The sequence below is a fragment of the Kaistella soli genome, from assembly GCF_019038595.1.
GTDB lineage: Bacteria > Bacteroidota > Bacteroidia > Flavobacteriales > Weeksellaceae > Kaistella > Kaistella soli.
In genome coordinates this window covers 315,484-339,580 of the sequence record NZ_JAHOPF010000005.1, presented here as the reverse complement: position 1 = coordinate 339,580, position 24,097 = coordinate 315,484, and the positions used below count along the sequence as shown (strand labels likewise).

20 protein-coding genes are annotated in these 24,097 nt (G+C 38.8%); 8 read left to right on the top strand and 12 right to left on the bottom strand.

What is annotated here, in order from left to right; all coding sequences use genetic code 11:
• Positions 1 to 112: 112 nt before the first annotated feature.
• From KSK37_RS11940 to KSK37_RS11930, 3 genes are all read left to right on the top strand, one after another.
• Positions 113 to 1,798, top strand: a complete 1,686-nt coding sequence (locus KSK37_RS11940; RefSeq protein WP_088359079.1) for a DUF6909 family protein — start codon at positions 113 to 115, stop codon at positions 1,796 to 1,798.
• A gap of 138 nt (positions 1,799 to 1,936) precedes the next feature.
• On the top strand, positions 1,937 to 3,781 hold the full coding sequence (locus KSK37_RS11935; RefSeq protein WP_217201775.1) for a M1 family metallopeptidase: 1,845 nt from the start codon (positions 1,937 to 1,939) through the stop codon (positions 3,779 to 3,781).
• A 14-nt stretch (positions 3,782 to 3,795) separates the two neighbouring features.
• The gene (locus KSK37_RS11930; RefSeq protein WP_088359081.1) at positions 3,796 to 4,554 is read left to right on the top strand and encodes a type III pantothenate kinase; all 759 of its coding nucleotides are present in this window, start codon (positions 3,796 to 3,798) and stop codon (positions 4,552 to 4,554) included.
• Positions 4,555 to 4,631: 77 nt separating this feature from the next.
• On the opposite strand, the gene KSK37_RS11925 is transcribed toward KSK37_RS11930, so the two are convergent.
• The 5 genes from KSK37_RS11925 to KSK37_RS11905 all read right to left on the bottom strand — a co-directional run bounded on the left by KSK37_RS11925 (position 4,632) and on the right by KSK37_RS11905 (position 11,038).
• Positions 4,632 to 6,002, bottom strand: coding sequence for a tetratricopeptide repeat protein (locus KSK37_RS11925; RefSeq protein ID WP_217201773.1), 1,371 nt, complete (start codon positions 6,000 to 6,002; stop codon positions 4,632 to 4,634).
• Positions 6,003 to 6,100: 98 nt separating this feature from the next.
• A complete protein-coding gene (gene glmM / locus KSK37_RS11920; RefSeq protein WP_217201771.1) occupies positions 6,101 to 7,483 on the bottom strand; it encodes a phosphoglucosamine mutase in 1,383 nt (460 codons plus the stop codon).
• Positions 7,484 to 7,710: 227 nt separating this feature from the next.
• A complete protein-coding gene (gene feoB / locus KSK37_RS11915) occupies positions 7,711 to 9,747 on the bottom strand; it encodes a ferrous iron transport protein B (RefSeq protein WP_217201769.1) in 2,037 nt (678 codons plus the stop codon).
• Complete coding sequence (locus tag KSK37_RS11910; protein WP_217201767.1) at positions 9,748 to 9,999, bottom strand: FeoA family protein; 252 nt, start codon at positions 9,997 to 9,999, stop codon at positions 9,748 to 9,750.
• 142 nt (positions 10,000 to 10,141) lie between these two features.
• The gene (locus KSK37_RS11905) at positions 10,142 to 11,038 is read right to left on the bottom strand and encodes a GLPGLI family protein (RefSeq protein WP_088359086.1); all 897 of its coding nucleotides are present in this window, start codon (positions 11,036 to 11,038) and stop codon (positions 10,142 to 10,144) included.
• 125 nt (positions 11,039 to 11,163) lie between these two features.
• On the opposite strand from KSK37_RS11905, the gene KSK37_RS11900 reads away from it, so the two are divergent.
• Entirely contained in the window at positions 11,164 to 11,661 is a 498-nt protein-coding gene (locus KSK37_RS11900; RefSeq protein WP_217201765.1) for a DinB family protein, read from the top strand.
• 61 nt (positions 11,662 to 11,722) lie between these two features.
• Here KSK37_RS11900 and KSK37_RS11895 read toward each other — a convergent pair whose 3' ends face one another.
• Positions 11,723 to 12,595 carry a GLPGLI family protein gene (locus tag KSK37_RS11895; RefSeq protein WP_217201763.1) on the bottom strand — a complete coding sequence of 291 codons (873 nt, stop codon included), beginning with the start codon at positions 12,593 to 12,595 and terminating at the stop codon, positions 11,723 to 11,725.
• 16 nt (positions 12,596 to 12,611) lie between these two features.
• Positions 12,612 to 15,338 (bottom strand): carboxypeptidase regulatory-like domain-containing protein, encoded by a 2,727-nt coding sequence (locus KSK37_RS11890; protein WP_217201761.1) that lies wholly within the window; start codon positions 15,336 to 15,338, stop codon positions 12,612 to 12,614.
• 167 nt (positions 15,339 to 15,505) lie between these two features.
• Between KSK37_RS11890 and KSK37_RS11885 the strand changes: the two genes are divergently transcribed.
• Positions 15,506 to 16,387 (top strand): cupin-like domain-containing protein, encoded by an 882-nt coding sequence (locus KSK37_RS11885; protein ID WP_217201759.1) that lies wholly within the window; start codon positions 15,506 to 15,508, stop codon positions 16,385 to 16,387.
• A gap of 49 nt (positions 16,388 to 16,436) precedes the next feature.
• On the opposite strand, the gene KSK37_RS11880 is transcribed toward KSK37_RS11885, so the two are convergent.
• A complete protein-coding gene (locus KSK37_RS11880; protein ID WP_217201757.1) occupies positions 16,437 to 18,134 on the bottom strand; it encodes a M14 family zinc carboxypeptidase in 1,698 nt (565 codons plus the stop codon).
• A 46-nt stretch (positions 18,135 to 18,180) separates the two neighbouring features.
• Between KSK37_RS11880 and KSK37_RS11875 the strand changes: the two genes are divergently transcribed.
• Positions 18,181 to 18,960, top strand: a complete 780-nt coding sequence (locus KSK37_RS11875) for a hypothetical protein (RefSeq protein WP_217201754.1) — start codon at positions 18,181 to 18,183, stop codon at positions 18,958 to 18,960.
• A gap of 53 nt (positions 18,961 to 19,013) precedes the next feature.
• On the opposite strand, the gene lepA is transcribed toward KSK37_RS11875, so the two are convergent.
• The 4 genes from lepA to KSK37_RS11855 form a co-directional block, all read right to left on the bottom strand.
• Positions 19,014 to 20,810 carry a translation elongation factor 4 gene (lepA, locus tag KSK37_RS11870; protein WP_088359091.1) on the bottom strand — a complete coding sequence of 599 codons (1,797 nt, stop codon included), beginning with the start codon at positions 20,808 to 20,810 and terminating at the stop codon, positions 19,014 to 19,016.
• A gap of 252 nt (positions 20,811 to 21,062) precedes the next feature.
• Positions 21,063 to 21,572, bottom strand: a complete 510-nt coding sequence (locus tag KSK37_RS11865; RefSeq protein ID WP_144264858.1) for a hypothetical protein — start codon at positions 21,570 to 21,572, stop codon at positions 21,063 to 21,065.
• A gap of 12 nt (positions 21,573 to 21,584) precedes the next feature.
• The gene (locus KSK37_RS11860) at positions 21,585 to 22,127 is read right to left on the bottom strand and encodes a hypothetical protein (protein ID WP_217201752.1); all 543 of its coding nucleotides are present in this window, start codon (positions 22,125 to 22,127) and stop codon (positions 21,585 to 21,587) included.
• Between the two features lie 37 nt (positions 22,128 to 22,164).
• Positions 22,165 to 22,716: an RNA polymerase sigma factor gene (locus KSK37_RS11855; RefSeq protein WP_217201750.1), complete on the bottom strand. Its 552-nt coding sequence runs from the start codon at positions 22,714 to 22,716 to the stop codon at positions 22,165 to 22,167.
• Between the two features lie 106 nt (positions 22,717 to 22,822).
• On the opposite strand from KSK37_RS11855, the gene KSK37_RS11850 reads away from it, so the two are divergent.
• Positions 22,823 to 23,575, top strand: a complete 753-nt coding sequence (locus tag KSK37_RS11850) for a Rossmann-like and DUF2520 domain-containing protein (RefSeq protein WP_217201747.1) — start codon at positions 22,823 to 22,825, stop codon at positions 23,573 to 23,575.
• Positions 23,565 to 24,083: a KdsC family phosphatase gene (locus KSK37_RS11845; protein ID WP_217201745.1), complete on the top strand. Its 519-nt coding sequence runs from the start codon at positions 23,565 to 23,567 to the stop codon at positions 24,081 to 24,083. Before KSK37_RS11850 ends, KSK37_RS11845 begins: the two co-directional genes overlap by 11 nt.
• The last annotated feature ends 14 nt before the right edge of the window (positions 24,084 to 24,097 follow it).

Here is a 24,097-nt window from a genome sequence, read left to right as displayed (position 1 = left end):
GAACTTTATAAGAATTTACATAGTAAATATTCAATTCTGATTAATGTCATCTATGATATAAGCCGTATGGAAATTTGCGATATATGTATTATATTTGCCAAAAGATACACCTATGGTAAATTCACGTGCACGGGAAACTACAGAAGCAATCGAGCGACTTTATGTTTCTATGCGACACTTATTCTATCGCGGTTTTTTCAAACCTTCCGGAATCTCCGGCGAAAGTCTCCGGTCTTTATTAACGACCATCAACCCTGAAATTTACGGAACAATGGGCGTTCCCAACAAAATAGAGTTAGACGGACTTCTTTATGTTCTGGATCGTCTGCCTGAGGGAATTGAGGAATGTTCATTCATCCACTTAACTTCTGATGAAGGCTTTGAAAAAGGCAGTTTTGAAGTTATTGTTCCGAAGAAAAGACGCAGAAACTGCTACCGAATCGATGAACACCAGATGAATATCGAAGTTCTCCTGGGCCGTTCCGAAATCTACGATATCCTTACTCACCTTACCTTCTTATATATAGAAGCTGATAAAATTAGAAATCTTGCGTTTATTTCTGATGAAAACGACAAGCCGACACGCGCCTGGAAAATCATTGAAGAAGTTGCGAAAGGCGAGAAAAAATTCAGCAGAAAGGAGAAAGAAGTAGCACTCATTCATCTTTCTTCACTTTTGGGAAGAACTTTTGATGAAACTTTAAATGCTTATAATAATTTCGGTGACGATGCAAATCCGGACCGTCTTTTCAAAATCGTTTACCATCTTGGAAACGAAAGCTTTAATGACAATAAAAAGATTAGAGAACGCGAAGTTCACTTCTCTGCAATACTCCGCGAAAGAGTTGGTCATCATTTCTTCGGTGAAAAATGGGCGAATAAAGTAAAACAGGTTTTAGCAGAAAACAATCTGCAGATGAGACCTCTGCACATTATTTCCGCCAACATGCACTCTGTGAAAAACATGCTTTACGCCAATGATGCAGTAGGAAAAAAAGCAACAAAAGATGTGGACTTCAAGCTTTACGAAGAAATCTCCAACAAAAAATCGCTGCAGGAAAAGGTGCTTGCACATTCTCAGAAAGCGGGCTTAATTTATATCGATGACCAAAGCGGAAGTAATATCGATGTGCAGATTATTGATCTTGCGAAAACCGATTTAAAAAACACCCCGTTCGGAGGTTTAAAATTTTCCGGCGATGATGTGGTGATGGTTTTTGATTATGCTTTCGGTGAGCAGGCCTATGAAATCATGGACGAGCTTCTTCGCCCTTACGATTACAACGGCGAAATTTACACCATGAAAGTGAAATCTATTTCAATTATGGGTAAAGCGGGGATTTTAATGGGAGGAAAAGGAGATATTATGATTCCTACTTCTCACGTATTTGAAGGAACTGCAGATAACTATCCGTTTGAAAACGCTTTGAAACTTGAAGATTTTGAAGATGATGATCTTCAGGCATTCGAAGGCGGAATGGTTACCGTTCTCGGAACGTCGCTTCAGAACAAAGACATTTTAAGATATTTCATGGATACTTCGTGGAAGGCAATCGGGCTGGAAATGGAAGGGGCGCATTATCAGAAAGCCATTCAGGTGGCTTCGAAAATCCGTCATCATATCTCGGAAGACCTTTTTGTAATGTATGCTTATTACGCTTCGGACAATCCTCTGGAGACCGGATCTACTCTCTCTTCCGGCGGACTTGGTCTTACGGGAGTAAAACCGACTTACCTCATTACTTTAAGAATTTTAGAGAAAATTCTGATGAGCGCAAAACCGTCAGAGAAAAAATAAAGTTTTTACTCAAATTTACATCAGCCCTTTCAGTATTTCTTCTGGAAGGGTTTTTATTTTTACTCGCCTGAATCCAAAACTTAACTTTTTCCGGTAAAACCAAAATTCCTTATCTTTCCCAATCAAAATTATTTTAACATGAACAAAGGACTTCTCGTTATTCTTACTTTCGTTTTCGGAATATTTTCGGCGCAGCAAAACGCTTACTATCAGCAATCTGCAAAATACAAAATGGATATTGATGTCAATGCACAGAATTTCACTTACAAAGGCAATCAGACCTTAACCTATACCAACAATTCGCCCGACGAACTGAAAACAGTTTATTTTCACCTCTACTGGAATGCCTTCAAACCTGGTTCTATGATGGATCAAAGGGTTCAGAACCAGGGAAAAAATGGCGACTCAAGGTTGCAGGTTAACGGAATTTCAAGACTGGCTTCAATCCCGGAAAATGAAAAAGGCGCACAAAATATTCACTGGATCAGACAAAACGGAAAGGATCTGAAGTTTGAGATCCAGGAAACCATTATGAAGGTTGAACTAAATACTCCTTTAAAACCGAATTCATCCACCACATTTACCATGGAATGGGACGCTGTAGTTCCTCAGCAGATCCGCAGAGCCGGAAGAAACAACCGTGAAGGAATTGATATGACCATGACGCAGTGGTATCCAAAGATCGCTGAATACGATTATGACGGCTGGGCAACTTTCGATTATATAGGAAGAGAATTCCATGCACCTTTTGCTGACTTCGATGTGAGCATTAAAATTGATAAGGATTACATTATAGGAGCCGGAGGAACCTTAGAAAATCCCCTGGAAGTAAAAGGTTACGATGCGAACGCGAACATTAAAACAGATAATAAAAATAAAGCAATATGGCGCTGGACGGCTAAAAACCTTCTGGATTTCGCCTGGGCTGCCGACCGCGATTATACCGTTGAATCTTTCACCGTTTTAGATGGCCCGAAGGTATTTTATGTTTACCAAAAATCTGAGAAAACAAAGTTCTGGGAAGAATCAAAACCTTATGTAACCAAATTCTTTCAGCTGATGAATGCGTCGTTCGGAAGATATGTTTACCCCTCTTATTCCTTTATACAGGGCGGCGACGGCGGCATGGAATACGGAATGTGCACCATGATTCTAGGCGAAGGCCGATCACTGGAAGGATTGGTAGGATTAATGGTTCACGAAGGCGGACATTCCTATAACCAACAGATCTTAGCTTATAACGAAAGCGTAAGACCGTGGATGGATGAAGGTTTCACAAGTTATTATGACGATTATGTTATGCATCAGCTTTTCCCGCCTAAAGAGCCGGCAGCGAATCCTTTCGTGGGCTCCATTAAGTCGTATGTCAATTTCACTAAAACCGGAAAAGAAGAGCCTGCTGCGTGGCTCGCTGATCACCATGACAACGGAAGCGCTTACTCGATTGCGTCATATGTGAAAGGTGATTTGTTTCTTGTTCAGCTGGGTTATATTATCGGGGAGCAGAATCTTTCTTTAGTGATGAAAGAATTCTATAACCAATGGAAACTGAAGCATCCTACGGACCGTGACTTTATGCATATTGCACAGAAAATTTCGGGAATGGATCTTAAATGGTTCCATAATTACTGGATTAACAGTACGAAAACTATAGATTATGCTGTTAAAAATGTAAAGTATGACACCAATTCCACGACTATAACTTTAGAAAATAAAGGTCAGATCCCAATGCCTATTGATTTTTCTGTTTTAACAAAAGATAAAAAATTCGTTAACTACCAAATTCCACTGAATATGACTCATGTCTGGAAATCCAAAGATATTTACGGTGATTTCAAAACACTGAATTTCTGGCCATGGACGCAGAAGGAATATACGTTCACAATACCTTACAGCAAATCTCAGATTGCTGCCTTGGGAATTGATTTTTCCCAGCGGTTAGCGGATGTGAATCCGGAAGATAATTTTGTAGAAGTAAAGTAATTTAAGGTATCAAAATGAATTCCATTGTAATCAACATCGGAAACACGAACATCAGATTCGGGCTGTTTAATGAAGAGAACTGCGATATTTCCTGGATTCTCAATACCAAACCTTACCGAACCAGCGATGAACTGCAGATGCAGTTTATGATGATGTATCAGACGCATAAAATTGATGCCGCCAACATCGATCAGATTATTATAGGTTCTGTAGTTCCGCAGCTCACCTACGACATCACAAGAGCCATACAGAAAATCCACGGTAAAAAACCTGTTACGGTAAGCAGAAATACACCTTCCGGAGTACAGCCCAAATCAAAACAGATGGGTACAGACATCTATGCAAACCTTGTTGCTGCACATCATCTTTATCCAAACGGAAAGAAAATTATTTTCGATTTCGGGACAGCTTTAACCGCAAGCTGTATTGATGAGAAAGGAGAAGCTTTGGGCGTAATTATCGCTCCGGGTATTATCACTTCCCTGAATTCCTTAATTCATGACACCGCGCAATTACCGGAAATTGAACTGATTAAGCCAAAAAAAGTTCTTGGTTTGGATACTGTTGCCTGCATGCAGAGCGGAATGGTTTACGGATTTCTGGGAATGGTGGAAGGTTTTATCGACCGGATCAATGAAGAAGTTCAGGATGACTGTTTCGTAGTGGCAACTGGCGGGGTTTCGCATGTTTATAAACCTCTTACCGATAAAATACATGTTGCAGACCGTTTACACACCTTGAAAGGTCTGTACTATTTAGGCAAAGATCTTTGAAAGAAAACCATTCAAAAGCTGTTTAAAAATAAAAAACGCGTCCTTTCGGGCGCGTTTTTTATTGATATTTAATTAAATTATTTCTTTTTAGCTTTTACTTTATCAGCTTCTTCTTTGATAAAAGGATATTTCTGTTTCATATCTTCCAGAAGATTCGGGTCAAGATCCAGGGCTGAAGAAAGTACTTTCCTTCCTTCTTTTTGGTTATTCATGTGGAAATAACAATTGCTCAGCTGGTAATAAAGTTCGGCTCTGTTATGCATTTTTGTAGCGTTTTTCAGAACTGAAATCGCATCTTCATAATCTCCAATCAGCATCAGTACTTCAGAATAGGCGTACCAATTATAAAATCTCGTTGGTTCGAAATCCACAAGTTTTTTAAGGCATTCCAAACTTTCTTCAAACTTCCCTGAATCGATATACAGGTAAGCCAGTCTTTTCTGATAATCCAGATTGCTGCCGTTCATTGAAACCGCTTCTTTTGCAAAGTGCAGCGCTTCTTTCATACCGCCCATCTCCTCATAAATATATGACTGTTCCATCATCGAAAGATAAAACTGAGGATCATCTCTCAAAGATTTCTGAAAAGCATTAAGTGCCTGAACCGGCTGCTTGTTTTCTTTATAACACAGACCGATTTTATAAAAAGTAAAAGATTTGGTGTATTCCAGTTCAAGCATTTCTTCATAAACAGAGATCGCCTTCAGCCACTCTCCCATCGCTTCGAAACATGCCGCTTTATTGGCATAAACTCCAACAGACTGAGGATTTATCGCCAGAAGATAATCGAATCCTTTAATGGCTTCCTCGTAGTTTTTTCGGTTGAAATAAAACTGTCCGTATTCATACCATGCAGTTTCGGAAAAGGCAAACTGATCGAGATAACCGTTCAGAAATTCAATTGCTTCGTCACTTCTTTTCAGCTGGTTGTAGCAGAACATCACATTTTCTAATGAATATTCATCCTCCTGATCAAATTTCAAAGCCAGTTTGTAATGCTTCAGCGCATTAAACGGATCTTCCAGATTAACGTATTCGTCCGCGATAAAGTTGTGCAGAAAGTTTTCTTCTTCTTCCAGTTCCAGCGCTTTTTCGCAATATTCGATCGCTCTTCGTGGGTTGCCAAGGTTTGAATAATATTTTGCGCAGCATACCATGAAATCTGTACTTTCCATTGAAGATTCCTTCAGTTCCTGCATCAGTTCCTTGGCCTGTGTATAATTTTCGAGTTCCAGATAGACCTCGAATTTTTTAATCTTTAATTCCAGAGAATTCGGATGAAGTTTCAGCGCATAATTTGTTGCCATTTCTGCGAAAGAAATATCCCCCATCTCCAGATAATAGATAATAATGTCCTCGTATTCTTCGGTTTCGAAGTACAGCTCGTCATTATTTTCCACCATTTCTTCGAACTTTTTTACAAGTTCGTTTTCAAAAAATTCTTCCAATGTGTTATCTCACCGTCTTTTCAATGTTTAAAAATTCCTTCTGAACTTTGAAAAAACTATTTATTTAAACTTATTAAATTTAATAAAAATATTTAATTTTAAATCAAACTTTTTATTTTCTCAATCATCTGATTTCCAAGGCTGTCAGCTTCTTCCTGAGAAAATGCTTCGGTATAAATCCTGATAATCGGTTCGGTATTGGATTTTCTTAAATGAACCCAGTTCTTTTCAAAATCGATTTTTACACCGTCAACAGTAGAAATCTTTTCATTTTGATACTCCTTTTCCATTTTAGTTAAAAGGGCGTCAACATCAATATCGGGAGTGAGTTCAATTTTATTTTTACCCATAAAATAACCCGGATAAGTTGTTCTAAGCTCGGAAACGGTTTTGTTTTCTTTCGCCAAATGCGTCAAAAACAAGGCCACACCCACTAAAGAATCTCTACCGTAATGAAGATCAGGATAAATGATTCCGCCGTTTCCTTCACCGCCAATTACAGCGTTTTTCTCCTTCATCAGCGTCACTACATTCACTTCTCCGACAGCGCTCGCAAAATATTCCGAATTTAAACTCTTCGCTACATCTCCCAATGCGCGGCTGGAAGAGAGATTGGATACAACAGCACCTTTCTTGTTTCTCAAAAGATAATCCGCAACTGCCACTAAAGTGTATTCTTCACCGAAAAGTTCGCCGTTTTCGTCGACTAAAGCCAAACGGTCAACGTCAGGATCCACAACGATTCCCAAATCTGCTTTCTCCTTTTTCACGAGTTCGCAGATATCTCCCAAATGTTCTTTTAACGGTTCCGGATTGTGAGGAAACTGTCCGTTTGGTTCGCAGTAAAGTTTTATCACTTCACAGCCCAGTTTTTCCAGAAGCTGCGGAATTGCAATTCCACCGGTTGAATTTACCGCATCTACGACAATCTTAAACTTTTTACTTTTTATAATTTCTGCATCTACCATCGGCAAATCCAGGATTTTTCTGATATGAATATCAAAACCGTCGTCACGGGTTTCATATTTTCCTAAATCATCTACTTCCGCATAATTGAAATCTTCATTCTCCGCTAAAGCCAAAACTTCAGCACCGTTTTCTCCGGTAATGAATTCTCCTTTTTCATTCAGTAATTTCAGTGCATTCCACTGTTTTGGATTGTGGGAAGCGGTTAAAATAATTCCGCCGTCAGCATTCAGTTCAGGAACCATCACCTCAACGGTTGGCGTTGTAGAAAGTCCCAAATCAACGACATGAATTCCCAAACCCTGTAAAGTTGCGGTAACCAAAGAATTCACCATTGCACCTGAAATTCTGGCATCTCTGCCCACTACAAGTGTTAAATTCTTTTTGTTCTTATTATTCTGAAGCCAGGTTCCGAAAGCCGACGTAAATTTCACTACATCTAGCGGAGTAAGGTTTTCATTCACTTTTCCACCAATAGTTCCGCGGATTCCTGATATACTTTTGATTAAAGACATTGCCTAATTGATTTTAAATTAGAGATTTAAATTGGTGCAAAAATACGAATAAATAAATAGGGGAAAATGAATTTCTTATGAACAGCCGCAATCTGAATCACAGCCCGGTTTGCCTTTTTTAAACTTTTTGGAAGTGAAATTTTTCCTGATCATTTTAAACAGAGAATATGCTGCAAACAAAACAATTGCTGCAATAATCAGATACTGTAAAATCAAAGAATTATCCATTATTTTAATAGCTGATAAACGATGAATGAGGCGATATAGGCAAGTCCGGACATTCCGAACAGCTGAGCGGCCGTCCATTTCCACGATTTCGTCTCTTTATATACAACGGCTAAAGTGGAAACACATTGCATGGCAAATGCGTAGAAAAACAAAATTGAAATTCCGGTCGCAAAATTGAAGACTTTCTCCCCATTGGGTTTTACGTCGTGACGCATTTTATCGATTATTTTCCCTTCCGGTGCATCGTCATCCAGAGAATATAAAGTAGACATTGTCCCAACGAAAACTTCTCTCGCCACGAAACTCGTGAGGATTCCCACTCCCATTTTCCAGTCATAACCGAGCGGTGCAATGGCAGGTTCAATGGATTTACCCATTTTCGCGAGGTAAGATTTTTCCAGTTTCACATCTGAAGCAACCAGCTGATCAGGTGTTTCCTTCGGTCCGAAATAACTGAAAAACCAAATTAATATACTTACGATAAAAATAATTTTACCCGCGCCGGTAATAAATTCCCATACTTTTCCCAGCATCAGTTTGAAATCGTAACCGAAAAGCGGCATTTTATATGTTGGCAAATCCATCACCAGGAATGATTTTCCTTTATTTTTAATGAATTTTTTAAGAATCAGTGAAGCGATCAGTGAGGTTACAAATCCCAAAATATACATCGCCATCAATGCCAGAGCCTTGTAACTGATTCCTCCGAAATACTCATCAGGAATAATTAAAGCGATAATGATACTGTAAACCGGAAGCCGCGCAGAGCAGGTCATAAAAGGTGTTACAAGAATTGTAATCAGTCTTTCTTTTACGTTCTCGATGTTTCTGGTCGACATGATTGCCGGAATGGCGCACGCAGTTCCTGAAACAAGAGGAACGATACTTTTTCCGTTAAGTCCGAAAGGTCTTAAAAAGCGGTCCATTAAAAAGATAACTCTCGCCATATAACCGGAATCTTCCAGCAAATAAAGGAAGTACAAAAGGATTCCGATCTGTGGTGCGAAAACCATAATTCCGCCGATTCCCGGAATGATTCCGTTTGCGAGAAGTGAATTAATAGGACCTTCAGGAAGATGAGTGTTAGCAAAAGTGGAAAGAAAGAGGAAAAAATCAGAAATCCAGTTCATCGGATATTCTGCCAGAAAGAAAACGCTTTGGAAAATAACCAAAAGTATGAGGGCAAATATTAAATATCCCCAAACTTTATGCACTAAAATCTTATCTAATTTCTCCGTTAAAAGCTCTTTGAACTGAGGTTTTTTGGATAAAACCTTTGTAATGATTTTATCAATGCTCTGATAGCGTCTGATGGTTTCCTGAGTCTGAAGTCTTTTAGGAACAAGACATTTCACCTCATCATCATTCATCTGGTCCTTAACGGTTTCCAGTTTACCGATATAAGTATCCGAGGAAAGAAGCGTCCAGATTTTATACTGATTGCTCTCTTTCGTTTCTGATAAAATTTTAAAAACCAAACCTTTCTGTTCCAATGGAATTTCGAAGGAAACGGTTTCTGATTTCGTGAAATTATTCTTAAAAATTTCTTCCCGCAGTTCGTCAATTCCTAAATTCTGTTTCGCATTGGTCTGCAAAACTTTTACACCCAGTTCTTTGGAAAGTTGCTCTAGATCAATATTGATTCCGCGCCTTTCGGCCTGATCAATTTGGTTCACAATAAGTAAAACCGGTATTCCCAGATCCTGAATCTGCTGAAAAAGAAGCAAACCTCTTTTGATACTTAAAGCTTCCAGGATATAAACTACACCAATGTAATTCTGCTGTTCTTCAATTAAAAATTTGGAGAAAATAGCCTCGTCTTCCGAAGTTGGATAAACGCTGTAAGATCCGGGCAAATCCACCACTTCTACATTTTCGCCCTTATATTCGTAGTTTCCGGAATGGCTGGCTACGGTAACGCCCGCATAATTGCCGGTTTTCTGCTTTTTGTTGCAGAGCAGATTAAAGACTGTCGATTTCCCAACGTTCGGGTTTCCGACTAAAAGGATTTGTTTGTTTTGGGAAGATGTTTGCATTTACACAGATTCTACAATAATAAACCGTGCCTCCTCTTCACGAAGTGCGATTCTGCTCTTCTCGTCGCCAAACTCAATATAAAGAGGACCGTTGAATGGCGCCTGATAAAGGATTCTGAAAACGGTTTCCGGAAGAAGTCCCATCTCAATAATTTTATTGGGCATTTTGAGGTCTTCGTTTTCGTAACCCAGAATTTTCCCGGATTTCTCCTTCGGGAAGCAGCATAATTTATTAAAAATATCTCTTTTCAAGACTCAATTTTTGAAGAGCAAAGATAAGTTATTTAAATTAAATCTAAATAAGGATTGCTGTTAAACTGACAACATTCATAAAAAAACCCCGAAACATCAAGTTTCGGAGTTTAAAAAAAATATAATTTAGTTAAAATGAATCTTACTTCTTGTCCTTTGTAGGAACCTGCTGAATTTCAATCGGGTTGTTGTTGGCTCCATAAAAATCTTTCAGCATTTTCTCCTGCTGCTTTACCATATCTCCAATCGTGGTGTCACTTCCGGGCATTTTCTGAGATAACATTTCGGGTTTCAGCATAGGTCTTGCGGATGCAAAAGGATCTTTTTTAAAGTCATTGAAAGTCTTGTCGAATTTCTCGCGGCTTATTTCCGCCACTTTACCGCCGTTTCCTCCCGGGGAAATGGATTCCAGATAAGTAACTTCGTTAAAGTTTTCCACTTTTTTATTTCCTTTCAGTTCCCAGGAATAATTTTTCCCTTCGTCTTCAATTTTCACAATAAGTCCCGGCAATCCGTGGAATTTATACGGCCCGTCCTGAAGCGGAATATCCGAACTGAACCATGCATTCCAGGTTCTTCCTCCAAATTCTGTGGTCGCTTTTTGGGTATTGTAGCTTCCGATTTTGGCTTTTTCATTGGAGATTTTCCAGTTGATTTTGGTATCATCGTTATACCCGATATTCATTGGAGTAAATCCGCTTGAGATTCTTTCAACATACTGTACTTTCATTTCCGGATAGAACTTGTAAACCTTTTCTGAAAACTTAGGCATGGTTACCATTTTGGAAATGTCTTTAAATACGCCGGATTTCTGCATGGCTTCCACCTGAATTTTCATGATAGAATCCTGCGCAACCATGGTGTAATCGCGATAAATAGATTTGTCTTTCGTGATGTCTAAAATCATCATTACTTTATCGGTTCTGGCAGAATCTTTTTTAGGCTTAAAGCTTAATTCGTAAAAGAACCGGTTGGCGGTTTCCTGTGCATTTAACGCAACGAACGCGGTAACAAAAAGGAGGGAAATTAATTTTTTCATTTTCAATATTTAATCATTAGTAAAGAAGTTGAAATAATTGTTACAAAAATTTAAGAATAATTTATAATTATTTATGATGACCTATATTTGAAATCACAATATCTTTATTCCATAAAAATATGACTATGAACACTTTATCCAACCTTAAAGAGGAACTGAAAAACGAGTACGAAACCACTTCAAAATTTATTGAAAATTTTCCCGACGGAAAAAATGACTATGCACCACACGAAAAAAGCATGAAACTGATGCCGCTGGCAACGCATATCGTAGAGATCGTAGGATGGCCGGAAACGATTCTGACGACAGACAAATTAGATTTTTCTGCCGGCGATTACCAACCTTCCAATTTAGCCACAAAAGCAGAACTGAAGCAGAAACTTCAAGAAGATTATACCAAAAGCAAAGCCGCTTTGGATAACATCAGCGAAGAAGATTTAGACGGAAAATGGAGCATGAATATGGGCGAAAAAGTGCTGGCAGATTATACGAAGTACAGCGCCATACGCCACGCTTTGAATCAGCTTACGCATCACAGAGCTCAGCTGGGGGTTTACTACAGATTAAATAATATTCCGGTACCGGGAAGTTACGGTCCCTCAGCGGATGAACAGAACTTTTAGTTAGTTTTTAATAAGTTAGATAAATGATGAATCCCGCCTTCTTCCGAGGCGGGATTTTCTTTTAAGGTATGAGTTCAATTTTATTGTTATTGCGCTGTATTTCTTCCTTTGCATTTTTCTCGAGTTCCCGGAGAATTTCTTTAGGATCAGAAATTTCTTTGCCGTTTACATTGATCATGACTTTGGAATTGGGACGGTTCAGAATCTCCCTCATTCCCTGAACAGGATCATTTTCGTACTGTTTCAGCTGTTTTACGTATTGCTGCCGGTTGACTTCGATGGGCTTTTTTCTGAGCATCGGGATGTCTTTTCCTTGAGTGTTGAGTTCCTCTGTTGTGCTTTCAGGAATTTTTTTCAAACCTTTCAGTTCCATTTTATGGGTACCGGTTTGGTCTGCAACCTCAATAATCAATCCCGGAAGTCCTGAAAATTTATACGGTCCGTCCTGAATGGGAACATCGGTCGTGAACCATGCAGTCCATTTTCTTCCGGCAAAATCGGCTGTGGCTTTCTGTACGCTGAAAGTTCCCAGCTTCTTTTTCTCGGACGAAATTTTCCAGTCGGGTTTCCGGTCTTCTACCACTTTATAGGTATCATTCCCGATGTTGGAAACTAAATATGTTCTGTATTCAGGATAGGTTTTTTCTACTTCATAATTAATTTCTCCGCCCCGTCTCTGCTTTGAAACAGCAATATTTCTCATCCCCGAAGCCATCTGTTTCCTGATGCTTTCCTGAATGATAGAATCACTTTCAAAAGTGCTTTTGCTGTAAAATTTCGATCCTTTTTTACTGATGTCGAGATACATCCATTCGGTTTTCAGACTGTCACTTTTGGTGGAGTCCGGCGCGAATTTGTATTCGTAAATCACTCTGTTGTTCTGTGCTGAAAGCATTAAACCAACTAACAAAAACAAGGCTGATAATTTTTTCATGATTTAGCTTTTAAAACTATTTAAAATTGAATTTCACTGTAAACATCACCTGGCTTGGGCGGATATACATGGTGCGTTTGGTCGTCAGCAGGAAACCGGGATCGTAAGAAATGTCTTCGAATGCTTTTTTATTGCCAATATTCATCCATTTCAGTTCAAAATCGATTTTCTTTTTGGACCAGGTGTATTGATAGGAAAGATCAAAAAACGAATTTCTGAAACTTTCCCCCCCGGATTTGGTGTTTAAATCATCCCAAAAAAAGCCAACAGTGTGGTTTTCCACCGGATAAACATAAGCCGCAAGATTGTGGCTCCATCCGGAATTCTTTCTCGAAGAATTAAAAGATTCGTTGATGCTTTCAGACCAGTTCATGGAGATATTATAATCAACGCTCAGCCAGGAGAAATAAGTGTTGTTAAACTTGAATCCTAAGTTCTGGCGGTTCGATTTAGTTTTCACCAAAGTATTGAAAAAGGTATATCCGTTAGAATTGGTATTGGAAAAATTAAATGAAGCATTGGTTTTAAACTTAGGAAAATACTTCCCTATTTCTGCACTTTCAGTTCTTGAAATAATCGTGTTATCAATCGCTGCCAAAGAAAGCTGGGAACTGAATCCCTCGCCGGTAAATCTTTCGATGATATTTCTCTTGTTCGTATTGTAACCGTATCTCACATTGAAAAAGAGGTTGTTCAGCGGGTTTCTGTACTCTAATCTTGTTCCTAAATTTCTTGAAAGATATTCAGGCATCAGCGGATTCGTATCATCGTATCTCTTCGTGAGCCCAACCGGAGAAGTCAGCATTTGTCCGCCATATAAAAACCCGAAATTTCCGAAATCGTAAGACTGGTTGGCAAAAACCCACCATTTAAAAAACGAAGCGAAATCATAAGAAGCAAATAAACTGGGTTCGAAAACGATTTTGTCATTGTCTAAAAACTGATTTCTCAAGTGATCTTTATAAGTAATTCCATAAAAATTCAGCGGTAAATTGGCACTGAAGTTAAAATTGCTGGATTTATAATTAATCCCGACCTGGGTGTAAGGCTGCACTTCATTCCAATCCATATTATTCTCATAGTCAGCACCATAACTTACGAAACTGTTGCTGCCGCCCAAAAGAACAGATTCCAGATTATTGAAACTCATATTTAATCCCATCTCCGGAGTGAAAGTAAATTTCTTGTAAGAAAATCCTACGGATGCGGAATGATTGGCGATAAAGGTATTCGATTTCGCAAACTGTTTGGATACCGCAAAGTTGAGTGCAGACGGGAAATTGTCTCCCATATTGAGATAAGAAGAAGGCGAAACGGAAAGCGTCTGCTGATCCTTCTGGTAACTGATATAGCTCATCACATTAAACAGTTTTTCCTTCCACGGTAAAATGGCACTTAGGGAGTTCTGAATCATTCCGGACGGTGAATTAAGGCCTTGAGCTGATGCGTAATTTGTAGAAAATGTATTTCCGGATTGATCTTTTTTAGCAATGTCTCTTTGTGTTTCCGCATTGCTCTCGTTCCAGAAACCGTTCCATGTTGTAGTATTTTTAAAGAAGCCTTTTTTAGCATTTTTCGTGAAAATTACTTCCCCTTTGGTAGCGTTGGTATAGAAATTATTGGAAGTGAAAGAAGTAAGTTCCCCGCCGCTCAATAATTTCGGTGAGTCAGGCTGGAAAATTTCAATTCTGTTATCGCGCCTCTCGATACTGTTGTTGGTATAGCTTGCATTGGCTTTCAGTTCCCATTCTTTACTTTTGAAAGGATTCGTCAGAAGGTTAGCCGAGAAATAATGAACATTGTTCAGCAGATATCTTTTTTCCGGGACGTTGGGTACATCTGCAGTCTCAAGATTGGTCCAGCTTTTTTGTGAAGCCTGGGTTCTTCTGCCTTCCCAACGGTTGCCAAAACTTAAAAGATTTCCTTCCTTTTCAACACTTTCCCCGTTATTATTGGCTTTATAATTAACGACCCACTGGTTTTTCTGTCCGAAAAACATCGGCGTCAGTTTTACATTCCAAAGTAAAGGATCCATTCCGACACCTACTTCGCCTCTCCCGGTCATGGTAACCGTTTTCTTTAAAACTACGTTGAGCGCTGCATTTTCCGAAGGCACTTTATCCTGAAGAATCTTTACGGGCTGGTGATTTTCCAAGACTTCCACTTTCTGAACGGCATCTTTCGGCAAAGAATTATTCACTGTGCCGTAACCGCCTTCCATTAAATCTTTTCCGTTGACATAGAATTTGTTGATCGGCTCGCCCTGATAAAGCACGGATCCGTCGCCATTCACTTCAATCCCCGGTATTTTCTTTAAAACATCGGCAAGGGTGCGGTCAGCTTTGCTTTCAAATGCTTTTAAATCATAGGAAATCGTATCTCCTTTTTTGGTGATAAGTTTAGTTTTCAGTTTTACTTCTTTAATTTCTGTTGCATCGGAATCCATACTGAAGCTGAGCGTCTGGTTCTGATTTTTAATCGATTTAACCAAAGGTTTTTGGTTAAATGCTTTGATTTTTAAATCGACATTCGGTTCTGCGGAAGTAAAAGTAACTTTATATTCTCCTTTCGAATTGGAAATTGAATAAGCCATAATGGCGTCTTTTCCAGGTTCTTCGATGGTAACACTGGCGCTCGGAATGGGTTGTCCGTCAGCATCTGTGATTTTCCCCGAAACCGTAGTCTGGGCGTAAGAAATAACTGCGAAAAAAAAGGTGAAGAAAAGTGTAGAGAAAAATTTCATGAATGTTTTTTAAAATTAGTAGATGCTTCATCATATTTGTTACAGAAAATGTGTGATTCACAAAGACATTGAGAGTGAAGCGGTGTTCCGTATTTGATAAAAACTATCATCTTTTAAGTCATTGAAATTTCTTTTTTCATAATTTTGCCAATTAACACTTACTTAATATGGGACTTCACTTAACGCCGATCGATGTTGTAGAAGACATTACCAAAGAAGAATTCCGGGAAAAATATTTGATTCCCAGAAAACCGGTAGTCATCCGAAACATGGCCAAAAACTGGCCGGCTTACCAAAAATGGACGATGGACTATATGAAAGAAGTGGTGGGTGACGTCGAGGTTCCGCTTTATGATTCTTCGAAGGCCGATCCTTCAGCTCCGATCAACTCCTCGGCGGCAAAAATGAAGTTTGGTGATTATATCGATCTGATCCAGAAAGAACCTACGGATCTGCGGATTTTTCTGTTCGATCCCATTAAATCTGCCCCTAAATTACTTCAAGATTATCTCTCGCCAAAAGAACTGATGGGAGGCTTTCTTGATAAATATCCGAACATGTTTTTTGGCGGTAAAGGTTCAGTGACCTTCCTGCATTATGATATCGATATGGCGCATATTTTCCACACGCATTTCAACGGGCGGAAACATATTCTGCTGTTTGATTATAAATGGAAAGACCGTCTTTACAAGATTCCGTACGCCACTTATGCGCTGGAAGATTATGATATCGCAAACCCAGATTTTGAAAAATTCCCTGCATTGGAAGGTATTGAGGGCGTTGAATGTTTCCTTGAGCACGGCGACACTTTATTCATGCCTACGGGTTGGTGGCACTGGATGAAATATCTGGACGGCAGTTTCTCCATTTCACTCAGAGCTTGGGATAAGTCGTGGGGAGTAAAAGCACATTCATTGTGGAATCTAACGGTTCAGAGGAATTTTGACAATTTCATGAAAGGAAAATTCAAAAAAAGATATATGGACTGGAAGGAGAAAAAAGCCATCGAAAGAGCAAATTATGCATTGAAAAAAGGGCTTCCCAAATAGTACTGAACGAAAAAAGGCAAACATTTAAGTTTGCCTTTTTTATTCGTTTCTACTGGATCCTGAAAATCGGATATAACCCCACCGTTCCTTCATAATAATCGGAATGTTGATAGACCCAGTCCAGTTGAGCATTTCCGTCTTTTGCAAAATCAGGGTTTGCCACTTTTTCGAACTCAAAAGCAGTTTTTAAAACCTGGTTGTTTTTCAGAAGTTCTGCCGCCGTATCTTCAAATACATAATCGGAAAAGTATTCTTTCTGTCCCAGAATTCCGTCAAAGAAATTCCAGTTAAAAAAGGAATCGGTTGCTTCCGGTTCAAGGGTTTCTAGCAGATATTTTACGCCGTTCTGTCTCGTGGAAACCAGAAAATCACCTTTTCTGAAACCGATATTCTTAAATTCAGATTTTATTTTGGTTTCATAATGAAGATAATGACCTTCGTACGGGTTTTTCACCGTTTTGTAATCAGAAATCCTATAAAGCTCTACATTTATCACCGAATCCTTGGCAATTTCCTTAAGCTTGATATTGTTTCTTTTAAGGTATTCGATCACTTTGTATTCAGATTTCGGAATCACATAATAACTTGGGATTTTAATTTCCTTAGTAGACACATAATCGTTAAAAAACTTCACTTTTCGGGTAAAGGGTTTTGTCCGGTCATAAAACAGTCGCGGTTTTCCTGAAACTCCGCTGGTTTTTTTTCCGGCTTCAAATCCTTTGAAATCAATCATCTGGAATTTATTGTCGTCAGTTTCCCACTGTAAACTGTATCTCATTCCGGGCTGCAGTTCAATCATACTTTCGGTCATTTTTTTCTGAATTTCTGAAGCGTTTTTGCTTACATAATTAATGGAACTCAGCATATATTCATAAGTTGCCCGAACACGGTCACTGTAAGGTTTCAGCATATGCGTTTCGGCCACGGTTCCCATTGTGTTGAAAAGCGTGGTATAACCCGTCGCATAACGCGGAGAATCCATAAAAGCAGGGAAACCTTCATCGGGGGAGTCTCCGTGGATATTTACGTAAGGCGTGGTAAGAATTCCCTGTTTCTCCACATGCTGCAGGATTTCGGGCTGCATTTTCCTGTTGAAATAATTGCCTAATGTTTTACCCAGTCTTTCTTTATTAGTAGAGATATAAGTGAATAAATACTGATAGTCGGCACCGTTACTTACATGATTGTCAATAAAATAAACCGGTTTGAAATATTGAAAAATTTCCTGAAAAGCCTTGGCGTTTTCGCTGTCATTTTTAATAAAATCGCGATTCAGATCGTAATTTCTTGAATTGCCGCGGAAACCGTATTCCTCCGGACCGTTCTGATTGGCGCGGCTGTATTTTCCTCTCCGCAACATTCCTGAAATATTATAGGCTTGCACCGCTGCAATTCTTAGATTTTTAGCTGAAATTTTTCCGGTAGCCAAATCCCGCATCAGCATCATTGTGGCGTCAATTCCGTCGGGTTCGCCGGGATGGATTCCGTTATTGATCAGGATAACCGGATTGTTTTTGTTTTTGGAAGGATTAAAAATCACCACTTTTATCGGTTCTCCATTATCATCCTTACCGAAATTTTCAACAGAAATATTTTCAAAATTCTGATCGAGTTCATCATAATATTTCACCATTTCTTCATAAGTAACAGTTTGGTTGCCGTTACCTTTTTCGTAAGGTGTCTGGAATTTTTGCTGAGCGAAAATCAGATTGGAAGAGAATAGAATGATGAGTACTTTGAACTTCATTTTTAATTTTTTTCAAAATTACAAAAAAACATTACCTTTAAATATTATGAAAAGTCTGAAACTGGTATTCCTACTAATGATTTTAACGGGTTGCAAAAAAAACACTTTTGCAGATAATATTGTTTTAGTTGACGGTTCTAAAATCGAAATGAAGTTTCAGAATTTTAATGAAGGTGTGGATGAATATGGTTCTTCGGTGATATATGTAGGTGAAATAAAAGATTCAATACCTGTAAAATATTATGACTCCATGTTTCCGCCACCGCCGCCACCGCCAAATTTTTATCTGAAAACAGAAAGAGAAAAGAAAGATTCAGTTCTTTTTAATCAAATGCGTAAAAAGTATTTTCTTGATGATTTTGATAGAATTCAATTTTCGGATAAACCTGTTAAGTTTGATTCTCTTACAAACAATAATCTAGAGGTTATCATAAAACCAAAGGATACAATTCCGCATTTTGTAATTGATTCTGCAAATCAAATTGAAGCTTATAAATCCTTTCCCGTTTTTGTAAGGAATGTTTCCGGTAAAAAACTTATTCTGCCTGAGATGAAGTCCTTAGCTACTTTTGTACTTAATAAAAATAAGAAGTGGCAACTTATATGGAACGACAATGCTTTTGTCTGTGGAGACAGCATGTTTAATAGAAGATACTGGATTTTGAATCCGGGCGAAATCATTATTTTTTCTATGAATTATTTTCAGGGAAAACAAAAAGCAAAATTTAAAGTTGGTTTGTCATACTATTTCTTTTCCGAAGAATTCGAAGGACATATCAATCCCTTACTCTTTCAAAACCAGCAAAAATTCTATGAAATAGAATAAAAAAATTCCTGAAAAATTCAGGAATTTAAGTTTTATAAGAATAGTTTCAGTGTTTAATCATTCAGTTTCAACACCGCCATAAATGCCGATTGCGGAACCTCAACTCTACCGATCTGTTTCATCTTTTTCTTTCCTTCTTTTTGCTTCTCAAGGAGTTTACGCTTTCTGGAAATATCACCACCGTAACATTTTGCGGTAACATCTTTTCTTAAAGCCTTGATCGTTTCTCTGGCGATAACTTTCGCTCCCAGAGCTGCCTGAACGGCGATATCAAACTGCTGTCTCGGAATCAGTTCACGGAGTTTTTCACACATTCTTTTACCGATGTAATACGCGTTGGAATCGTGAATTAACGAAGAAAGCGCATCTACCATATCTCCGTTGATCAGGATATCCATCTTCACCAGTTTGGAAGCACGGAAACCGATCGGATGATAATCGAAAGAAGCATAACCTTTAGAAATTGATTTCAGACGGTCATAAAAATCGAAAACCACTTCTGCCAAAGGCATATTGAAAATGAGCTCTACCCTTTCTGAAGTTAAATAACTCTGATTAACAATTTCACCGCGTTTCTCAATACATAAAGTCATTACCGCGCCAACAAAATCGGATTTGGTAATGATGGAAGCTTTGATAAAAGGCTCTTCTACACGATCCAGCATCATCGGATCTGTCATCTCTGAAGGGTTATTGATGAGGATCATTTTTTCAGGATCTTTCTTGGTATAACCGTGATAGGAAACGTTGGGAACCGTCGTAATTACGTCCATATTGAACTCTCTGTCGAGTCTTTCCTGAACAATTTCCATGTGGAGCATTCCGAGGAATCCGCAACGGAAACCGAAACCAAGGGCGGCGGAGCTTTCCGGTTCGAAAACCAAAGATGCATCATTCAGTCTGAGTTTTTCGAGTGAAAATCTCAGTTCTTCAAAATCTTCTGCTTCGATTGGATAAATTCCGGCAAAAACCATAGGTTTCACCTCTTCAAAACCTTCGATGGCAGCGGCTGCGCCGTTTTCAAAAGTGGTGATGGTATCTCCTACTTTTACTTCTCTGGCGTCTTTAATTCCTGAAATAATATATCCTACATCGCCGGTCAGAATTTCTTTTTTGGGCGCCTGTTTCAGTTTTAAAGTTCCTACTTCATCAGCCTCGTACATTTTTCCGGTGGCCATGAATTTAATCCGCTGACCTTTTTTAATGCTGCCGTTCACGACTTTGAAATACGCTTCAATTCCGCGGAAAGGATTATAAACAGAATCGAAAACCAAAGCCTGTAAAGGTGCATCAGGATCTCCAACAGGAGCCGGAATTCTTTTTACAATCTGCTCTAAAAGTTCGTGAACGCCTTCACCGGTTTTTCCCGAAACGCGTAAAACATCTTCGTACTCGCAACCGATCAGGTTCATGATCTCATCAGTAACTTCTTCGGGATTTGCGGAAGGTAAATCGATTTTATTAAGAATCGGAATGATGGTTAAATCATTCTCTAAAGCTAAATATAAATTGCTTATCGTCTGTGCCTGAATACTTTGCGCAGCATCTACAATAAGAAGCGCTCCTTCGCAGGCAGCGATCGAACGGGAAACTTCGTAGGAAAAATCGACGTGTCCCGGTGTATCGATAAGGTTGAGAATAAATTTTTCGCCGTTCAGTTCATAGTCCATCTGGATGGCGTGGGATTTTATGGTAATTCCGCGTTCTTTTTCCAGATCCATGTCGTCCAGGGTTTGGGACTGCAGCTCACGCTGTGTCACGGTTCCGGTGTATTCCAAAAGCCGGTCTGCCAAAGTAGATTTCCCGTGGTCGATATGTGCAATAATGCAAAAGTTTCGTATGTTTTTCATTGAATATTCTAGATAGTTGGCAAATTTAGTGTTTTTTACCGGAATTTTTCTTACAATTTCGAGGGTGTATTCGCGATAGGGATAGTAACGGAAACCCCGCAGTATGCGTGGGGAAAGTTCGGGAACGAGGAGTTGCAGTGTATAGCCCGACCCGAGGTGCGGGATTTGAGGAGGCGAGGGGATCGCCCAAAAAAAAGAACGACCTCTGCACAAAGGATGTAGAGGTCGTTCAAACATTAAAAAAATAAACTATTATGGTCGCCTGCTCTGCGGACTTTTTTTAGATTGCCCGTCTTTTTTATCTAATATTTTGTTGCGCATTTTGCCTTCTGTCTGGTACATTTGCAGTACCTGCTGCGGCTTGATTACTTTCATGAATTTTTGCGCGTATATTTTTCTGTTGTCTAAGAGTTGCTGGCCAATTTCGAAACTTTCGTTGAGATGGCGTTTTGCTTCGTCGTCACTCATATTATCGTAATCTTCGCTTGGCTTGAACTTGTTCTTTATTTCGTTCTGCTTGTCCTGATATTCCGAAAAAAGAGTTTTGAATTCGGTCTGTTCATTTTGCGGAACATCAAGCTCGGAGACGATCATATTTTCGCGGAACTGCTTCAGAAGGGTCATTCTTTCCTGTGGACTCATATTCTGGATGACTTCCTTTCTCTGCTCGGGCTTCATTTTTTTCCAGTCATATTTCTGTTCCTGGGCAAAACTGTTTGATGCAAATAATAGGGTAATTCCTAAAAATAAAATCTTTTTCATGTCTGTTTTCATTTAATTATACAGATCCAAATAAATGTCCTGTTCTGTATTTTTTCCTAAATCTGCCAACTCAGCCGAAGTAAAATTGGAGAGCATCTGATCTACCTGAACTTCGGAAACCGGAGCGGTAATTCTTTTTGTCTGAACATCTGCGCTTGTCGCCTTACTGCTGACAACTCTTACAAGTCTTTCGTCTTCTTTTTGATTATCCTGAGCTGAAGAAGTTAAATCATTCTGCAAAGTTTGATATGCAACTGTTGCTTCTTTTTGTGGTTTTACTTCTGTTATCGCGGTGTTTGCAGAACCATTTTCAATATTCGATGCCTGTAATTGAGCTGCATTCTCGCTGTCGATGCTTTGGTTTACAAAAAAAGTAACTCCAAAAATCATCGCTACTGCAGCGGCCATTCCGTAAGCCCAATTCAGTTTCACCACTTTTGCCTGCTTTTGGGGAGTGGTTTGACTCAGAACTTTCGCCTGCATTTCGTCAAAAAAACGGTCGGGCGTTTTGTAAATATTTTTACGCTCTAAGCTTTCTATATCTAAATCTTTCATTTTCAGTGTTTTATCAAATTTTTTTGCGAATAAAAAATTATTCTGTATAATTTGCCTTTATATAATCTTCCACTTTCTGTTTGGCGTAGTGGTAATTGGTTTTCAGCGTTCCGACGGACATGTCCAGAATTTTCGATATTTCTTCGTAAGGCAAATCGTCATAATATCTCATGTTGAAAACCAGTTTCTGTTTTTCAGGTAAAGAATGAATGGCTTTCTGCAGCAAAACCTGAATTTCCTCCGCTTCTGCGGAAACATTATCAGCCATAAGATTCTGAAGATGATATTCGGGATCTTCGTCTGTTTTCTGCATTCTTTTCAGTTTGTTCAGCTGCTGCAGCGATTCGTTGGTTGCAATACGGTAAAGCCAGGTGTATAACTGACTGTCCTGTTTGAACTGATGAAAATTCTGGTAAGCTTTAATGAAAGTATCCTGCAAAACATCCTGCGCCAAATCATGATCTACAACAATTCTTCTTATATGCCAATATAACCTGCTCTGATACGCATCCATCATTAAGCGAACACCTTTTTCACGGGATTTTTCGCTCAACATCAACTCGATAATTTCGGCTTCCTTAATCTTCATTGAGATGCTTTCGGGGTTTGGATGGTAAATTTAGTTAAAAGTTAAATAAGTATTTCAATTAACAGTCCAAACCAAAATAATTATCTTTGTTTTATATTTATTTTTCATGAGGATTGTAATTTTGGGCTCGGGTAATGTAGCTTTTCATCTGGCAAAAGCGTTCTGCGAAAAAAAAATCCCTGTTTTGCAAATTTTTGGCAGGAATGAAACAGCCTTGAAAGAGATGTTGGAAAAATTCAATATTCCGTATTCTATAAAGGAACTTTCAGAGGCAGATCTTTATATAATTGCCGTGAATGACGATGCAATTGCAGGAATATCCAAAACCATCATTAGTGAAAACGCTTTGGTAGCACACACTTCCGGATCGTTACCAAAAGAAATTCTGGAAGGAAATTACCGGAAAGCCAGTTTCTATCCTTTACAGACCTTTTCCAAATCCAAAGATCTTACTTATGCTGATATTCCGTTTTTTGTCGAAGCGGATGATGAAAAAGATTTGGATTTGCTAAAAGATCTCGCTTCAAAGATTTCGGAAAACGTAATGATTTCCGATTATGAAAAAAGAAAATACATTCACCTGACTGCGGTTTTCGCGTGTAACTTTGTGAACCATCTTTTCGCAAGAGCCAAAGAAATTTCAGATTCACAAAATATTCCTTTTGGTTATTTTTTACCGTTAATTGATGAAACTGTTCAGAAAATTAATGAAATAGAACCAAGATCTGCACAAACCGGACCGGCAGTAAGAAATGACCAAAGGGTTCTAAAACTTCACGAAGCTCTAATCACTAATGAAGAACACCTGAAAATTTATAAAACCATGAACGAATCTATAAAGAAAATGTATGAGTTATAAACTGAAACTTAAAAATATAAAAGCTTTCGTATTCGATGTTGACGGCGTTTTCACTGATGGAAGCGTTTATCTGATGCCCGACAAAAGCATGTGCCGTGTAATGAATGTTCTGGACGGTTATGCGGTGGTAAAAGCAGTGAAAAACAATTACAAAATCTGTGTGATTACCGGTGGAGACGACCCGGCTGTTCGAAACCGCATCAATTATCTGGGAATCAATGAATATCACGCAAAAGTATCTGATAAGCTGGAAAAATACGAGGAATTCCGACAAAAATATGATCTTGGAAACGAAGAGATTTTAACCATGGGTGACGATCTACCCGACATGAAAATTATGAAAGCATCCGGTATTTCTGCGTGTCCAAAAAATGCGGTTCCGGAAGTGAAAGAGATTTCTCAATATATTTCAGATGTTGAAGGCGGAAAAGGCGCTGTCCGCGATGTTATCGAACAGGTGATGAAGGTTCAGGGAAAATGGATTGAAGACAATACCCAAAGCGTTTAATCAAAGACAACAAT

Excerpts from the sequence above, each read along its gene's own strand:
- KSK37_RS11940 (WP_088359079.1), top strand. The coding sequence starts at position 113 with ATGGTAAATTCACGTGCACGGGAAACTACAGAAGCAATCGAGCGACTT.
- KSK37_RS11880 (WP_217201757.1), bottom strand. The coding sequence starts at position 18,134 with ATGAAGTTCAAAGTACTCATCATTCTATTCTCTTCCAATCTGATTTTC.
- feoB (WP_217201769.1), bottom strand. The coding sequence starts at position 9,747 with ATGCAAACATCTTCCCAAAACAAACAAATCCTTTTAGTCGGAAACCCG.
- KSK37_RS11860 (WP_217201752.1), bottom strand. The coding sequence starts at position 22,127 with ATGAAAGATTTAGATATAGAAAGCTTAGAGCGTAAAAATATTTACAAA.
- KSK37_RS11930 (WP_088359081.1), top strand. The coding sequence starts at position 3,796 with ATGAATTCCATTGTAATCAACATCGGAAACACGAACATCAGATTCGGG.
- KSK37_RS11890 (WP_217201761.1), bottom strand. The coding sequence starts at position 15,338 with ATGAAATTTTTCTCTACACTTTTCTTCACCTTTTTTTTCGCAGTTATT.
- KSK37_RS11850 (WP_217201747.1), top strand. The coding sequence starts at position 22,823 with ATGAGGATTGTAATTTTGGGCTCGGGTAATGTAGCTTTTCATCTGGCA.
- KSK37_RS11935 (WP_217201775.1), top strand. The coding sequence starts at position 1,937 with ATGAACAAAGGACTTCTCGTTATTCTTACTTTCGTTTTCGGAATATTT.
- KSK37_RS11895 (WP_217201763.1), bottom strand. The coding sequence starts at position 12,595 with ATGAAAAAATTATCAGCCTTGTTTTTGTTAGTTGGTTTAATGCTTTCA.
- KSK37_RS11875 (WP_217201754.1), top strand. The coding sequence starts at position 18,181 with ATGAAAAGTCTGAAACTGGTATTCCTACTAATGATTTTAACGGGTTGC.
- KSK37_RS11865 (WP_144264858.1), bottom strand. The coding sequence starts at position 21,572 with ATGAAAAAGATTTTATTTTTAGGAATTACCCTATTATTTGCATCAAAC.
- glmM (WP_217201771.1), bottom strand. The coding sequence starts at position 7,483 with ATGTCTTTAATCAAAAGTATATCAGGAATCCGCGGAACTATTGGTGGA.
- KSK37_RS11845 (WP_217201745.1), top strand. The coding sequence starts at position 23,565 with ATGAGTTATAAACTGAAACTTAAAAATATAAAAGCTTTCGTATTCGAT.
- KSK37_RS11905 (WP_088359086.1), bottom strand. The coding sequence starts at position 11,038 with ATGAAAAAATTAATTTCCCTCCTTTTTGTTACCGCGTTCGTTGCGTTA.
- lepA (WP_088359091.1), bottom strand. The coding sequence starts at position 20,810 with ATGAAAAACATACGAAACTTTTGCATTATTGCACATATCGACCACGGG.
- KSK37_RS11900 (WP_217201765.1), top strand. The coding sequence starts at position 11,164 with ATGAACACTTTATCCAACCTTAAAGAGGAACTGAAAAACGAGTACGAA.
- KSK37_RS11855 (WP_217201750.1), bottom strand. The coding sequence starts at position 22,716 with ATGAAGATTAAGGAAGCCGAAATTATCGAGTTGATGTTGAGCGAAAAA.
- KSK37_RS11885 (WP_217201759.1), top strand. The coding sequence starts at position 15,506 with ATGGGACTTCACTTAACGCCGATCGATGTTGTAGAAGACATTACCAAA.